Annotated in this window: 15 protein-coding genes; 10 read left to right on the top strand and 5 right to left on the bottom strand. The window is 62.5% G+C overall.

The window, feature by feature from the left end:
- Window positions 1-196 precede the first annotated feature (196 nt).
- Window positions 197-400, top strand: coding sequence for a NepR family anti-sigma factor (locus tag NKH80_RS14930; RefSeq protein WP_023678543.1), 204 nt, complete (start codon window positions 197-199; stop codon window positions 398-400).
- A 3-nt stretch (window positions 401-403) separates the two neighbouring features.
- Entirely contained in the window at window positions 404-955 is a 552-nt protein-coding gene (locus NKH80_RS14925) for a sigma-70 family RNA polymerase sigma factor (protein WP_023678544.1), read from the top strand.
- Window positions 956-984: 29 nt separating this feature from the next.
- Here NKH80_RS14925 and NKH80_RS14920 read toward each other — a convergent pair whose 3' ends face one another.
- Complete coding sequence (locus NKH80_RS14920) at window positions 985-1,305, bottom strand: response regulator (protein WP_502896068.1); 321 nt, start codon at window positions 1,303-1,305, stop codon at window positions 985-987.
- Window positions 1,306-1,588: 283 nt separating this feature from the next.
- On the opposite strand from NKH80_RS14920, the gene NKH80_RS14915 reads away from it, so the two are divergent.
- Both NKH80_RS14915 and NKH80_RS14910 read left to right on the top strand, forming a co-directional pair.
- The gene (locus NKH80_RS14915) at window positions 1,589-1,915 is read left to right on the top strand and encodes an ElaB/YgaM/YqjD family protein (RefSeq protein WP_352505030.1); all 327 of its coding nucleotides are present in this window, start codon (window positions 1,589-1,591) and stop codon (window positions 1,913-1,915) included.
- Between the two features lie 10 nt (window positions 1,916-1,925).
- Complete coding sequence (locus NKH80_RS14910) at window positions 1,926-2,405, top strand: hypothetical protein (protein WP_352505031.1); 480 nt, start codon at window positions 1,926-1,928, stop codon at window positions 2,403-2,405.
- Window positions 2,406-2,461: 56 nt separating this feature from the next.
- Here the strand turns inward: NKH80_RS14910 and NKH80_RS14905 are convergent, their stop codons facing one another.
- Entirely contained in the window at window positions 2,462-3,988 is a 1,527-nt protein-coding gene (locus NKH80_RS14905; protein WP_352505032.1) for a sensor histidine kinase, read from the bottom strand.
- 146 nt (window positions 3,989-4,134) lie between these two features.
- Here NKH80_RS14905 and NKH80_RS14900 point away from each other — a divergent pair, with 146 nt between their 5' ends.
- Window positions 4,135-4,308, top strand: coding sequence for a hypothetical protein (locus NKH80_RS14900; RefSeq protein ID WP_292659198.1), 174 nt, complete (start codon window positions 4,135-4,137; stop codon window positions 4,306-4,308).
- A 58-nt stretch (window positions 4,309-4,366) separates the two neighbouring features.
- Here NKH80_RS14900 and NKH80_RS14895 read toward each other — a convergent pair whose 3' ends face one another.
- A complete protein-coding gene (locus NKH80_RS14895) occupies window positions 4,367-5,287 on the bottom strand; it encodes a diacylglycerol/lipid kinase family protein (protein ID WP_352992167.1) in 921 nt (306 codons plus the stop codon).
- Window positions 5,288-5,541: 254 nt separating this feature from the next.
- Here NKH80_RS14895 and NKH80_RS14890 point away from each other — a divergent pair, with 254 nt between their 5' ends.
- Window positions 5,542-6,900, top strand: a complete 1,359-nt coding sequence (locus tag NKH80_RS14890) for a PRC-barrel domain-containing protein (RefSeq protein ID WP_352505034.1) — start codon at window positions 5,542-5,544, stop codon at window positions 6,898-6,900.
- A gap of 50 nt (window positions 6,901-6,950) precedes the next feature.
- Here NKH80_RS14890 and NKH80_RS14885 read toward each other — a convergent pair whose 3' ends face one another.
- Window positions 6,951-8,543, bottom strand: a complete 1,593-nt coding sequence (locus NKH80_RS14885) for an alkaline phosphatase family protein (RefSeq protein WP_352992165.1) — start codon at window positions 8,541-8,543, stop codon at window positions 6,951-6,953.
- 209 nt (window positions 8,544-8,752) lie between these two features.
- On the opposite strand from NKH80_RS14885, the gene NKH80_RS14880 reads away from it, so the two are divergent.
- The 4 genes from NKH80_RS14880 to NKH80_RS14865 all read left to right on the top strand — a co-directional run bounded on the left by NKH80_RS14880 (window position 8,753) and on the right by NKH80_RS14865 (window position 11,868).
- Complete coding sequence (locus tag NKH80_RS14880; RefSeq protein WP_352476214.1) at window positions 8,753-9,685, top strand: VOC family protein; 933 nt, start codon at window positions 8,753-8,755, stop codon at window positions 9,683-9,685.
- Window positions 9,686-9,695: 10 nt separating this feature from the next.
- Window positions 9,696-10,331 carry an alpha/beta hydrolase gene (locus NKH80_RS14875; RefSeq protein ID WP_352505036.1) on the top strand — a complete coding sequence of 212 codons (636 nt, stop codon included), beginning with the start codon at window positions 9,696-9,698 and terminating at the stop codon, window positions 10,329-10,331.
- The gene (locus NKH80_RS14870) at window positions 10,324-10,623 is read left to right on the top strand and encodes a GNAT family N-acetyltransferase (protein ID WP_352687334.1); all 300 of its coding nucleotides are present in this window, start codon (window positions 10,324-10,326) and stop codon (window positions 10,621-10,623) included. Before NKH80_RS14875 ends, NKH80_RS14870 begins: the two co-directional genes overlap by 8 nt.
- Before the next feature lie 186 nt (window positions 10,624-10,809).
- Window positions 10,810-11,868 (top strand): dipeptidase, encoded by a 1,059-nt coding sequence (locus tag NKH80_RS14865; RefSeq protein ID WP_352476217.1) that lies wholly within the window; start codon window positions 10,810-10,812, stop codon window positions 11,866-11,868.
- A 42-nt stretch (window positions 11,869-11,910) separates the two neighbouring features.
- Here NKH80_RS14865 and NKH80_RS14860 read toward each other — a convergent pair whose 3' ends face one another.
- On the bottom strand, window positions 11,911-12,171 hold the full coding sequence (locus tag NKH80_RS14860; protein ID WP_352992161.1) for a hypothetical protein: 261 nt from the start codon (window positions 12,169-12,171) through the stop codon (window positions 11,911-11,913).
- Window positions 12,172-12,333 lie beyond the last annotated feature (162 nt).

The following is a 12,333-nucleotide window of genomic DNA, read 5'->3' as shown; positions in this document are numbered from 1 at the left end:
TGACGTGATGCATGTTACAGCTAAAAACGGTTCGCAGGGCCCAAGGGTGAAAACGCAGGTTCTGCGAAAAAGTTCCGATCATGCGGAACTAAGTATATGGGCTGGCGTTTAAGGGCGGGTTGGGCAACCAGACGAGGCTGCCGCTTGCCTTGCGTTATGTGTTGAAGGGCGGCTTAAGGCTGGGACAAAAGGGCGAATGAAGAACATGACGAAAGCTACCATGGGTGGCGTTGGCAACGGGCGCCGGGCTGCTTCCCGCGACCCGCTTGGGCCGAACTCGGAAATCGGCCGCAAACTCAAACAATACTACGACGAGCTGGTCTCCGACAATGTGCCGGATCGCTTCGCCCAACTGCTCAGCCAGTTGGAAAAGGCCGAACCTGTACAAAAGAAGGACTGAGGCATGGCGGCCGTCTCCCAGGGCTTCAAGACCGACTTGCTCGGCTCGATCCCGAGCCTGCGGGCTTTTGCCGTGTCGCTGACGCAAAACGCCGACAAGGCCGACGACCTGGTGCAGGAAACATTGGTCAAGGCCTGGGACAAGCATGAAAGCTTCCAGCCCGGCACCAATCTGAAGGCATGGCTGTTCACGATCTTGCGCAACGAATTCTATTCGCAGATGCGCAAGCGCGGCCGCGAGGTGCAGGACAGCGATGGCGTCATGACGGCCAGGCTTGCCGTTCACCCGGCCCAGCACGGCCAGCTTGACCTCGAGGACTTTCGCGGCGCGCTCGAATTGCTGCCAGAAGACCAGCGCGAAGCCATTATCCTCATCGGCGCGTCCGGCTTCTCCTACGAGGAAGCGGCCGAGATCTGCGGCTGCGCCGTCGGAACGATCAAGAGCCGCGTCAGCCGCGCCCGCACACGGCTGCAGGAAATCCTGAAGATCTCCGGTGAAGACGAGTATGGCCCGGACGCAATTTCGGCTCAGGTAACCGGGTCGACGGCTGCGTGAGGCGCGGCGTGTTCGAACCGCTCCGCGCCTCAGCGGAGAGGCGTTCGCCTGCAGGCCGCCGCCACTGCCTCGAGGAGATCGTCTCCCGAATAGGGCTTGGTGACCAGCCTGACGCCGGGAAAGGATTTCTTGATCTCATCGGTATCCGAATAGCCCGAGGCGAAGACGAACGGGATGCCCGCTTCACGCAGCCGCGAAGCAAATTGGAGCGTCGAAACGCCGCTCAGCATGAGGTCGACGATGGCGACATCGAACTGCGCGGCAACGTCTTGCTGTTCGATCTCAGTCAGATCACGGGCGATGACCACATTGAGCGCGCCGTAGTCGCGGCAAAGCTGCTCGATATCCATGGCAATCAGGAACTCATCTTCCAGGATAAGAATCCGCAAACCGTCAAGTGATGCGCGCACGCAGCAATATCTCCTTAAATGCGTATCGTGAAACGAGGGAAGTCATGATCGTTATTTGGCATGCTGTCATTTAAAAAAGACGTGCCGGCGCGGATGCGTCGGCCTCGGCCCATGCAAGGCATTTGCAACGCGCGCTGCCGGAGATAGGGTTAGAAGAGGTTCGCGCCGGAACCTTGGGGTCTGTCGGGCGTTTCGACCGAGCAAAATCATGGAGAGTGAAGCAATGGCGACTGCCGCAGGTAAGGCCGGGAACGAAGCCCGCACGAATTCCGATATTGAGGCCGACATCGCACAATTGAAGGCCGACATCGATCAACTTACCAAGCTGTTGGCCAAAACTGGCGAACATGGCTACGGGGCAGCGCGGCGAGCCGCCGCCGAAGGCGTCGAGCAGTTGCGAACCCAAGGCGAGGCAGCTTTCGATAGCTTGCGCGCCAACGCCAGGGACATCGAGGCGCAGATGATAGCGCATATGCGCGAAAAACCGGTGACTTCGCTGGCGATCGCCGCAGGCGTCGGATTCCTCTTCGCGCTTCTCGCGCGCCGCTAGTTCTGCACGCATGGGAATGCTTGCATCGCTGATCTCGGGCCTTGCCTCGGGCGAAACCATTGCGGCGGTGCAACGCGTGCGCGTCGCTGCGATTGTCTATTCGGTCGCAGCGCTCGCGGCGCTGTGCGGCCTCGGGTTCCTCGTCGGGGCGGCCTATATCTGGGCGGCGGCCCGCTATGGGCCGATGGCAGCTTGCCTGAGCTTCGGGATCGGCTTTCTGGCAATCGCCGGTCTCATCCTGCTCGTCTACCGGATGTCGGCCGGCTCGCGCGCCAGGCGCCGGGCGAAGCGACGCAACGCCGACATGAAGGCTATCGGCATCACTGCGGCACTCGCCGTGCTGCCGGCGCTGCTCAAGGGCAAAGGTGGCCTGGCGAAGGGCGGGTTGGGCGCCATTCTCGGCCCGGCGATAGCACTCGCTGCCTACGCCATCTACCGCGAGAATGTGAAGCGCGGCTCGGATAATCCGGATACCGGCAAACCCGAATAGTTCGGAGGGGATAGTTCAGGGCAAACGGTTCTGGCGCCGGTCGCAAAATGCCGGCGTTACAAATCTTCGAGCGGAATCGATATTTCCGCGACCACGCCATCCGGCCGGAATTCATGGGTCACCTCGCTGGAAATGACCTTGGCCAGGCTGCGGCGGATCAGGATCGAGCCGAAGCCATGGCGTTCGGGCGGCGCAACCCGCGGGCCGCCGCTTTCGCGCCAGGCCAGCAACAGACGCCGTGCACCCTTCCTGCCTTGTACCTTCCAATCGAGATCGACCTTTCCGGAAGAAACCGAGAGCGACCCGTATTGCAGTGCGTTGCTTGCCAGTTCATGCAGGATCAGCCCGAGTCCGACTGCCTGGTCGGGTGAGAGCAAGACATCGGCGCCGGAGATCGCCATCCGCGATTGTCCGGCGGCTTGGAACGGCTTTACCTCGATCTGCACCAGCTCGCGGATGCCGATGCCGCGCCACTCGCGGTCCGACAGCAGGCTGTGCGCAACGCCCAGTGCCTGCAGCCTGGCGCTGAAGGCGCCGAGGAATTCGCTTGGCTGGCGGGCATGGCGAACGGTCTGCGTGGCCAGCGCCTGTACAGTTGCCAACGTGTTCTTGACGCGATGATTGAGCTCGCGCAGCAACAGCCGTTGGCGTTCGTCGCCTAGCTTGCGTTCAGTGATGTCGTAATTGACGCCGAAGATCAGCGTCGGCTTGCCCTCGCCGTCGCGCTCTATGACGCGGCCGCGCGTTGCGACCCATCGTGGCGGATCGAGGCCTCTGACACGGTATTCGCCAAAATAGTCATCGCTGCCGGTCAGCGCGTCGCGAAAGCGTGTTTCGGTCTGGTGAACGTCGCGCGGGTCGATGGCGGTCAGGATGTCGCGCGCCCTCAGCCTGTTCGACTTCGGCAGGTTGAACAATTCGGGCAGCAGGACGTCGCAGTCGATCATGTCGCTGCGGATATCCCATGCCCAGCTGGCAAGCGAAGCCGCGTCGAGCGCGATAGCGCGCCGCTTTTCCTCTCGAACCAATGCGGCCTTGGCGATCGCCGCGCTGCGGGTTGCATCCTTCAGCGTGAACAGGCTGGCGGCGAGTCCAGCCAGCGCCGACAACTGGTCGAGCTGGACAGAGGAGGGATGCGCGTGCGGCTTCCGGTCGAGCACGCACAGCGTGCCGATCAGCGCGCCGTCGATCATGATCGGCACGCCTGCGTAAAAGCGGATATGATGCTCGCCGGTGACCAGCGGATTGGCTTTGAACCGCGGATCGGCCGCCGCGTCGGCCACCACCATCGGCACGTTGCCGGCTGCGATGGCATAGGCACAGAACGATGTCTCGGTCGCGGTTTCGGTCTGGTCGAGGCCGATACAGGACTTGAACCACTGCCGCTCGGCGTCGAGCAGCGTGATCAGTGCGACAGGCGTTTGCATCGCCGAAGCGGCAAGACCGCCGATGCGATCGAAATCAGGGTCGGCAGCCCTGTCCAGCGCGTCGAGGCCGTGCAGCACGGCAAGACGGTCCGCGGCGCCCACCACACGGCGAATATCGGCCGGCAGACCCGGCGTGTTCTGGCTATTGTCGTCCACTATGCCCCCAGTGGCCGGCTCCGCTGATTGATCAGGCCAACCGGCCCGTTTGCCGCCTTGCAGAACCGGAACTTTCGCTGCGGGGGACCGTTACCAGCCAACGCCCCGCCAGTTACGCCTGCCGGCGCCAAATATGGAGCCAGACAATGCCAAAAACCATTCCTGAAAACAAAGCCCGTCAAGGGCGGCGGGGTCGGCATGTCCTTCGTATCCTGATCGCCGCGCTGCTGCTGGCCTTTATCGCCTGGGGCGTCGCCGAAATCTACGGCTGGATGATCGAGACGCCGAAGACCGAACAGGGCAACACGCCCAGCGGCTAGGTTCTCCCCATCGCTCGTGCCAGCTCGCATCACGCAACCCCACATCAGGCATCCCACGTCAGGCAACCTTTGCCTCGGCGGCGCGCGCCGGGACGAGAACATTCAACGCGCGCGGATGGATTTCGACGGTCGTCTCGCGATCGAGCTTTACCAGTTCGCCGTCCATGACGGCCTGAACTTTCCTGTTCGTCGAATGGATTTTCAACACGGCGCGGTTTGCCTGATGGATTTCGACATGCTCGTTGCCGCGCCATTTCCCACGGGCGACGTCAAAGAGGAACCTGATCAATTCGCCGCGCCGCCGTGCCACGGTGACATAGATGCCCAGCACGCCGCCTGCCGGATCATCGGCATAGGGCAGGTGGCCCTCGCCAAACAGATTGTTGGTGATGCCGATACCGGTGGTCCGGGTTTTGATCTCGGCCTCGCCGATCGTCAGCGTTACGTTCATCGCCGGCGGGTTGTTGATCGTTGCCCAAGCGGCTCGCACCGAGGCACGCATCTTCCCCAGCCGCGAGCCGAATTCCATCTTCTGGCGCAGTTGCACCATCCTGGCATGCATGCCGATCGAAAATTGATGCACGAAAGGCCGGCCGTTGGCTGTTGCAATGTCAATCGCCATCACCCCGCCGTCGGCAAACGATTTCAGCGCCGCATCGAGGGTCTGCGGAATACCGAGGCCGCGCGCAAAAAGGTTCATTGTGCCAGCCGGCAGAATTGCCAGTGCCTTCTCCCCATTCATCAAACGGGCTGCCGCGGCCGAAATGGTGCCGTCGCCGCCGCCGGCCAGCACGACGTCGATGCCGCGCCTGGAAGCTACGCCGTCCAGCGTGGCGACGATATCCTTGCCGGCAACGATTTCGATATCGATCGAGTGGCCGGCAGTCTCAAGCGTGCTGCGCATCCGACTGGCGAAGGCCTCAAGATCGATGGTGCGCAGGGTGCCGCCGTCCTTGTTCAGCACCGCTGCAAACCGCATGGCCGTTCCATTTTTTCCAGCACCTATCCGGCCGGGACGGGGTCCCAGCCGGGAGTGGAACGGCGCGGTCGAGAAAATGTTCCTTTCGACCAGCGCGGTGAATCCGAGAACCATTGACATCATACCGGGTGCACCACGGCTTTTTTCGGAACAACAGTGTGGTCACAACGTTGTGAACATGCAGAAGACGCTGCGCCCGCAGTGACGCCAGGCGGGCAGGGCGTGCACGAAATCACCGACGAGGAGACACTAAGATGATCCGCACCCTTTTAACCACGACAGCAGTCGCAACATTGATTGCGACGGGTGCCTTTGCGCAGTCAGCGACGACCCCGGCGCCGGCGCAACCACCCGCAGTAGAGAACCCTGCTCCAGCCGCTCCTGTGCAACGGGCCGAGGGCAGCCTCGCTACCAACATCATCGGCGAATCCGTCTATAACGGCACCGGCGCCGATGCCCAGAATATCGGCAATGTCAGCGACATCGTCTTCGACGAGCGCGGCGAGGTAAAATCCGTCGTCATTGGCGTTGGCGGTTTTCTTGGCATAGGAACCAAAAACGTCGCTTTCGACTACAAGAAGATGCAATGGGCCGAAAAAAATGGCGACCGTTGGCTGATAGCGCAAACGACGAAGGATGAGTTGACGGCTCAGCCGGATTTCGACCGGAAGCCTTACGATCCGCCTCCGCCGCCAGCTTCGGCCGATAACGCGGCACCCGCCGCCCCTTCGGCTTCCACCAGCGCGCAAAATACAACGCCAGCGCCTGCCGCGCAGGCTGAGCCAGTGAAGCGCGCCGAAGGCAATCTCGCCACCAATATCATCGGCGAGACCGTCTATAACGGCACCGGCGACGACGCCCAAAACATCGGTGACGTAAACGACATCGTCATCAACAAGGAAGCCAAAGCGCAATCGCTGATCATCGGCGTCGGCGGCTTCCTCGGCATCGGCGAAAAGAACGTCGCCTATGATTTCGACAAGGCGCAGTGGGCCGAGAGGAACGGCGATCGCTGGCTGGTCGCGCAAACCACTAAGGAAGAGCTGCAGGCGCAGCCGGACTTCAACCGCAAGGCCTATGATCCGGCGCCGGCATCCACTGCGTCGAACGATGCCAATGCGCCTGCTACCGTCACGCCTACCGTGATGGCCAGCAACACCGCGCCGACCAACAACACCGCGACGACCAACAACGCCGACCAGGCCGGCAAGACGGCTCAAAACGCCCCAGCGCCCGCAACGGCCGACCAGACCAAGACCGGGTCGATCGACAAGTCGACGTTGACTGAAATGCCGATCGGCCAGATCCGGGCCGAGGATCTGGTTGGCACCACCGTTTATGGCGCCAACGATGTCAATGTCGGCGAGATCGGCGATATCGTGCTGGGCGCCGATAAAAAGGTCGATGCAGTCATTATCGATGTCGGCGGGTTCCTCGGTGTCGGCGAGAAGGAGGTGGCGGTCGGCATGGACAACCTGAAATTCATGACCGACAAGAACGGCAAGCGCTATCTCTACACGAACTTCACCAAGGAGCAGCTCGAAGCGCAGGCCCCCTATGACAAGGCCACCTATGCGCAAAACCGCGACAAACAGCGCATGATCATGCGCTAAGCAGCACACAGGTCGATAGAAGCCCGCGCCGGCAACGGCGCGGGCTTTGTTTATGGCGAGGGAAAGCCGGCGACATGGCCGGCAACGCCATTGTCCGTCAATTCGGCGAGCGCCAGAGATTGGTCGAGATGCTCGGCCCGCCAGGCAAGCAGCCTTTCGGCAAGTTCCAACCGCACCGGCAGATAGGCTGGGTCGTCAGCGACGTTGGTCAGCTCGCCGGCATCTTTTTCCAGGTCGAAGAGCAAGGGCGGCAGGCCGCCCCCGAACTTCACATATTTGAACTTTTGGGTGCGGATGACAGCGAGATTGCACTGACGCGGACCGATACCGAAATAGCGTTCTGCATCACCATCGGCGATCGAGCGGAAATCGAACTCCCAATGCGCCGCATCGCGCCAATCGTCCGGCTCCGTTGCGTCCAGGAAAGGCGCCAGCGAGCGGCCGTCGAGATGCGGCAGCACTTCGCCGCCGGTGAGCTCGAGCCCAGTGAGCTCGAGCAAGGTCGGTGCCAAATCGACCGCCTCGGTGAAGCGGTCGACACTGCTGCCGGCAGCCTTGCGGCGGCGCGGATCGCGAATGATCAGCGGAATATGGAAGCTGCCGTCGAAGAAGCCGCCCTTGCCCAGCATGAAATGATCGCCCATCATCTCGGCGTGGTCTGAGGTCAGCACGATGACGGTGTCGTCCCATGCATCGGCCGCCTTGACCGCTTGCCAGACACGGCCAAGCTGCGCGTCGACCTCCGAGATCATGCCGTAATAGAGCGCCCGGATGCGGCGAAAACTATCGTCGCTCCAGTCGCGCACCTTACCTTCCGAGCCGGGGCGGAATTTCGACCGTTCCTGCCGGTCTAATTCATAGGCGAGATAGGGGTGGCTTGCTGCTTCGGCCTGCCAGCTTTCAGCGCCGTCAAAAGCTGGGCCGACGGCCGGATCGTACATGGTGTTGTAAGGCGCCGGCACGATGAAGGGCGGATGGGGGCTGATGAAGGAAAGGTGCGCGAACCACGGCGCATCGTGCTCCTGCTCGCCGAGCCAGCGGATGAATTCGCCAGCCAGGAAGGCCGACGGCGTCTCGTCCTTCGAATAGATTGGCGGGGCGTTGCTGATCTCGCCGTCGTTTTCCAGGATTTCGCCCGCCGGGCGGTGGATGTCGGGGGAGCCGGCGCCGGCATCGACGCCGCGCGCCTTGAGCCATGACAGCCAGGGCCTCTGATGCTCGGGCAGAAGCTGGCGCACGGTAAAGCCCGGCAGCACGCCTTCATAACTCTTCAGCTGCGGATCGCCAGGCGCCAGCGTGCGCGGGTCGCGCGCCGTGTCGGTATAACCGAACAGCGTCGGATCATAGCTGAGAGCGCGCGCCCAGAGCGCTATGTTGCCGTGGCGGGCGTCGAGCGGTGTGCCGTTGCGGCAGACACGATTGTTCATCTGATAGAGGCCGGTGTAGAGGCAGGCGCGCGCCGGCGAGCAAGGTGCGGCGCCGCCATAGTGCTTCCGGAACAAAACGCCCTCGGCAGCCAGCGCGTCGGCATTGGGCGTCCTTACCACCTTGTGGCCAGCAGCTGACAGGCAGTCGCCGCGCCACTGGTCGCAGGTGATCAGGAGAATGTTGGGGCGTTTTCCACTCAACCGCTGTATCCTCATGCTGGCTACATGCGTCGCTCATGGAGCGCAATTTCGGCGAGTATGCAAGCCGGTCCAGTTTGCCGAATGGTGAACAAGACCTGCTTCGTCGTTCACTTTAACAGCACAGTCCATTCTGTGTTTGCCGCCTTTGCGGCCAGGAGGCGGATGCTCATATTTGCGTGGACAGCGGCAAGCGCCGCACCGGCACAAGGAAGGGAGCCACAGATATGCTCGACCAGGTCAAAGGCCTGCATCACGTCACCTCGATGGCCAGCGATGCGCGTCAGAACAATGAATTCTTCACAGGGACGCTCGGCCTGCGGCGGGTCAAGAAAACCGTCAATTTCGACGCACCCGACGTCTACCACCTCTATTACGGCGACGAGGTCGGCACGCCCGGCTCGGTGATGACCTACTTTCCGTTCCCGAACATCGGCAAAGGCCGCCATGGAGTCGGCGAAGTCGGCACCACCGCTTATTCGGTGCCCGAGGGCACGCTCGGCTATTGGGAGAAACGGTTTGCCGAGCAAGGTGTCACTGGGCTGTCACGCGAGGAGACGTTCGGCGAGAAGCGTCTTGCGTTTGCCGGTCCCGACGGCGACGGGTTTGCGCTGGTCGAGGACAGAGCGGACAGCCGTGCGCCATGGGCCAAGGGTGGCATCCCCACCGACGAGGCGATCCGCGGCTTCCACTCGGTGTCGCTCAGGCTGAAAGATGGCGGCGCCACCGAAGAGCTGCTGAAATTCATGGGTTATGAGGAGGTCGACAAATCCGGCAACGTCAGGCGGCTGGCGGTGAAGAACGGCAACGGCGCCGATGTGGTCGATATCGAATCGCTGCCAGGGGCCGGCTTCGCCAATCTCGGCGCCGGCTCGGTCCACCATGTCGCTTTCGCCGTCGAGAACCGCGCCAAGCAGCTCGAAGTGCGCAAGGCGCTGCTCGATACAGGTTATCAGGTGACGCCAGTGATCGACCGCGATTATTTCTGGGCGATCTACTTCCGCACACCGGGCGGCGTGCTGTTCGAAGTCGCCACCAACGAGCCGGGCTTCGACCGCGACGAGGATACCGCCCATCTCGGCGAGGCGCTGAAACTGCCGTCGCAACACCAGCATTTGCGGCCCTATCTCGAGCAGCATCTGCAGAAACTGGAAGACTGAGGGCAAGGTTATGAGCAAGGATTCGTATATTCACAAGGTGCTGCCCGGTTCGCCGGGCGGACCGTTGCTCTTCGTCTTCCATGGCACTGGCGGCGACGAGGATCAGCTTCTGTCGCTTGGGCGCGATCTTGCGCCGCAAGCAACGATCGTTGCCCCGCGGGGCGATGTCTCGGAACAAGGCGCCGCACGCTTTTTTCGTCGTACCGGCGAGGGCGTTTACGACATGGGCGACCTCACGCGAGCGACGGACAAGATGGCCGGCTTCGTCAAGGCGCATGTCGAGGCGGCAAAGCCATCTTCGGTGCTAGGCCTCGGTTATTCCAACGGCGCCAACATCCTGGCCTCGGTGCTGTTTGCCGAGCCGTCGCTATTCGACGCAACGGTGCTGATGCATCCGCTGATCCCGTTCGAGCCGGAGGTCAAGGGCAGCCTTGGCGGCAGCCGCATCCTGGTCACCGCCGGCAGGCGAGACCCGATCTGTCCGCCTAATTTGACGGCGCGGCTCGAAGCCTATTTGCGCGCCGATGGCGCCGATGTCACAGTCGAGTGGCATGACGGCGGCCATGAGGTGCGGCCGGGCGAGATCGAGGCGGCGCGGCAGTTGTTCGCCGTGGCGTCGGATGAAAGGACCGCAAGCCATGTCTGACCTATTGCCGGAAATTGAACTGGAGGACCGCGGCTCGAAGGGCCGCTACTTCCTGCGTGGGCCGGACGGCGCCGAGGCGGAGATGACCTTCACCAAGATCGGCGAGCACCAAATCATCATCGACCATACAGAAGTGCCGGATGCATTTCGCGGCCAGGGCGCGGGACTTCGCCTGGTCACCCGTGCCGTCGAGGATGCGCGTGCGGCGGGCAAGACGATCATCCCGCTTTGCCCGTTCGCCAATGCTCAGTTCCGCCGCCATCCGGAATGGGCGGACGTGCTGAAGCGGTAAGAGACAGCCCCTCGATGAGTGACAGGAGAAAGGGTGCGCGGCTTTACCGCGTGCCCCTTCGACCATTGGCGGCGTACAAACACAAGGCAAACATGCGGGATTTGCGCAGAGCGCCCGTCTTGCCTAAGTATTGGCAACAACCGGCTCGCCTTCTGCGGCCCGACCACTTCAACCGAATGGCCCCCCATGACCGAATCCGATCTCGTTCCCGTCTTCGACGGCCACAACGACACGCTGCTCAGGCTCTACCAGTCGAAGGATGCGGACGTCGAAAAGCTGTTCGTCGAGGGGACGCCGGGTGGCCATATCGACCTGCCGCGCGCGAAGAAAGGCGGATTTGCCGGCGGCATGTTCGCGATCTTCCCGCCGCCTGCCGAGAAATCCAAACGCGGTGCGGTGCCGCTGGCGCCGAGCGACAGCGAGCCCTTGCCGCCCGAGGTTCCGCGCGCCGATGCGCTCAACTCCACCGTAGCGATGGCCTCGATCCTGTTCAGGCTGGAGCGGGCTTCGGCGCTTACCGTCTGCCGCAGCGCCGGCGATGTGAGGAAGGCGATGGCGCAAGGCTCGATTGCGGCGGTGTTTCATATCGAAGGGGTCGAGGCGATCGACCCTGAGCTCACCCTGCTCGACGTTCTCCACGCAGCCGGCCTGCGCTCGCTCGGCATCGTCTGGAGCCGTCCCAATGCCTTCGGCCACGGCGTGCCGTTCCGCTTCCCCTCGTCGCCCGATACAGGGCCGGGGCTGACCGATGCCGGTAAGGCGCTGGTGAAAGCGTGCAACCAGCTGAAGATCATGATCGATCTTTCGCATCTCAACGAAAAAGGTTTCCGCGACGTCGTCGAGATCAGTGACGCACCGCTGGTCGCGACCCATTCAAACGTGCACGCGATCTGCGGCCATTCGCGCAACCTCACCGAATGGCAGCTCGGCGCGATCCGCGACTCCGGCGGCATGGTCGGGCTGAACTTCGCCACCGGGTTCCTGCGTGAGGACGGCAGGATGAACGCCGACACCAGCCTCGACATCATGGTGCGCCATGTCGATTCACTGCTGCAGGCGCTGGGCGAAGACGGCGTCGGCCTGGGCTCGGATTTCGACGGCGCTATGATCCCGGCCGTGATAGGCGACGTTGCCGGCCTGCCAAGATTGCTCGACGCTTTCGCGGCGCGCGGCTTCGGGCGCGCGCTGATCGAGAAGATCGCCTATCGCAACTGGCTCGGCATCTTGGAGAAGACCATCGGCTAAGCGGGTGATGCCGGCTTGTCCGGAACACAGTTTGGAGGCGGACTATTCGAAACCCATGCGTTTAAGCCAGTCCTGGCCAATGCCGCGGTCGCGGATGATCGGCAGCGGATCGGTCGAATCCAGCCTTGCACAAATGCGGTAGACCTCCAGCGTCTCAGCGCTCATCTCGCCGCGCTTGTAGAAGAACATGGCCGCGGCATAGCGGGTGCGGCCCGACCATTTTTCGCCGAGCGGCGTGTTGACCAGCTGCCACTGTTCGGCGGCTTCGGCGTGGATTTCGTGACTGTCGATGTCGTCGGCCATATTCAGAAATCCGCAGGCGATTGGCAGTGCGGCGGCCGAGCTTGATGACCAGCCGCGGCACCAGTTTGGCACGCTTCAGCAGCTTTTGATATTGCAGCTCGCGCCTGGCGTAGATCTCGACCCCAGATCCGCTGCAGGCGGACTCGGCGGCGCTGATCTGGT

This window comes from Mesorhizobium sp. M0904 (assembly GCF_040319475.1).
Classification (GTDB): Bacteria; Pseudomonadota; Alphaproteobacteria; order Rhizobiales; family Rhizobiaceae; genus Mesorhizobium.
This window is presented reverse-complemented; position numbering and strand designations above follow the sequence as displayed.

Excerpts from the sequence above, each read along its gene's own strand:
- NKH80_RS14920 (WP_502896068.1), bottom strand. The coding sequence starts at position 1,305 with ATGGATATCGAGCAGCTTTGCCGCGACTACGGCGCGCTCAATGTGGTC.
- NKH80_RS14915 (WP_352505030.1), top strand. The coding sequence starts at position 1,589 with ATGGCGACTGCCGCAGGTAAGGCCGGGAACGAAGCCCGCACGAATTCC.
- NKH80_RS14895 (WP_352992167.1), bottom strand. The coding sequence starts at position 5,287 with ATGCGGTTTGCAGCGGTGCTGAACAAGGACGGCGGCACCCTGCGCACC.
- NKH80_RS14925 (WP_023678544.1), top strand. The coding sequence starts at position 404 with ATGGCGGCCGTCTCCCAGGGCTTCAAGACCGACTTGCTCGGCTCGATC.
- NKH80_RS14930 (WP_023678543.1), top strand. The coding sequence starts at position 197 with ATGAAGAACATGACGAAAGCTACCATGGGTGGCGTTGGCAACGGGCGC.
- NKH80_RS14885 (WP_352992165.1), bottom strand. The coding sequence starts at position 8,543 with ATGAGGATACAGCGGTTGAGTGGAAAACGCCCCAACATTCTCCTGATC.
- NKH80_RS14890 (WP_352505034.1), top strand. The coding sequence starts at position 5,542 with ATGATCCGCACCCTTTTAACCACGACAGCAGTCGCAACATTGATTGCG.
- NKH80_RS14870 (WP_352687334.1), top strand. The coding sequence starts at position 10,324 with ATGTCTGACCTATTGCCGGAAATTGAACTGGAGGACCGCGGCTCGAAG.
- NKH80_RS14880 (WP_352476214.1), top strand. The coding sequence starts at position 8,753 with ATGCTCGACCAGGTCAAAGGCCTGCATCACGTCACCTCGATGGCCAGC.
- NKH80_RS14900 (WP_292659198.1), top strand. The coding sequence starts at position 4,135 with ATGCCAAAAACCATTCCTGAAAACAAAGCCCGTCAAGGGCGGCGGGGT.
- NKH80_RS14875 (WP_352505036.1), top strand. The coding sequence starts at position 9,696 with ATGAGCAAGGATTCGTATATTCACAAGGTGCTGCCCGGTTCGCCGGGC.
- NKH80_RS14865 (WP_352476217.1), top strand. The coding sequence starts at position 10,810 with ATGACCGAATCCGATCTCGTTCCCGTCTTCGACGGCCACAACGACACG.
- NKH80_RS14910 (WP_352505031.1), top strand. The coding sequence starts at position 1,926 with ATGGGAATGCTTGCATCGCTGATCTCGGGCCTTGCCTCGGGCGAAACC.
- NKH80_RS14860 (WP_352992161.1), bottom strand. The coding sequence starts at position 12,171 with ATGGCCGACGACATCGACAGTCACGAAATCCACGCCGAAGCCGCCGAA.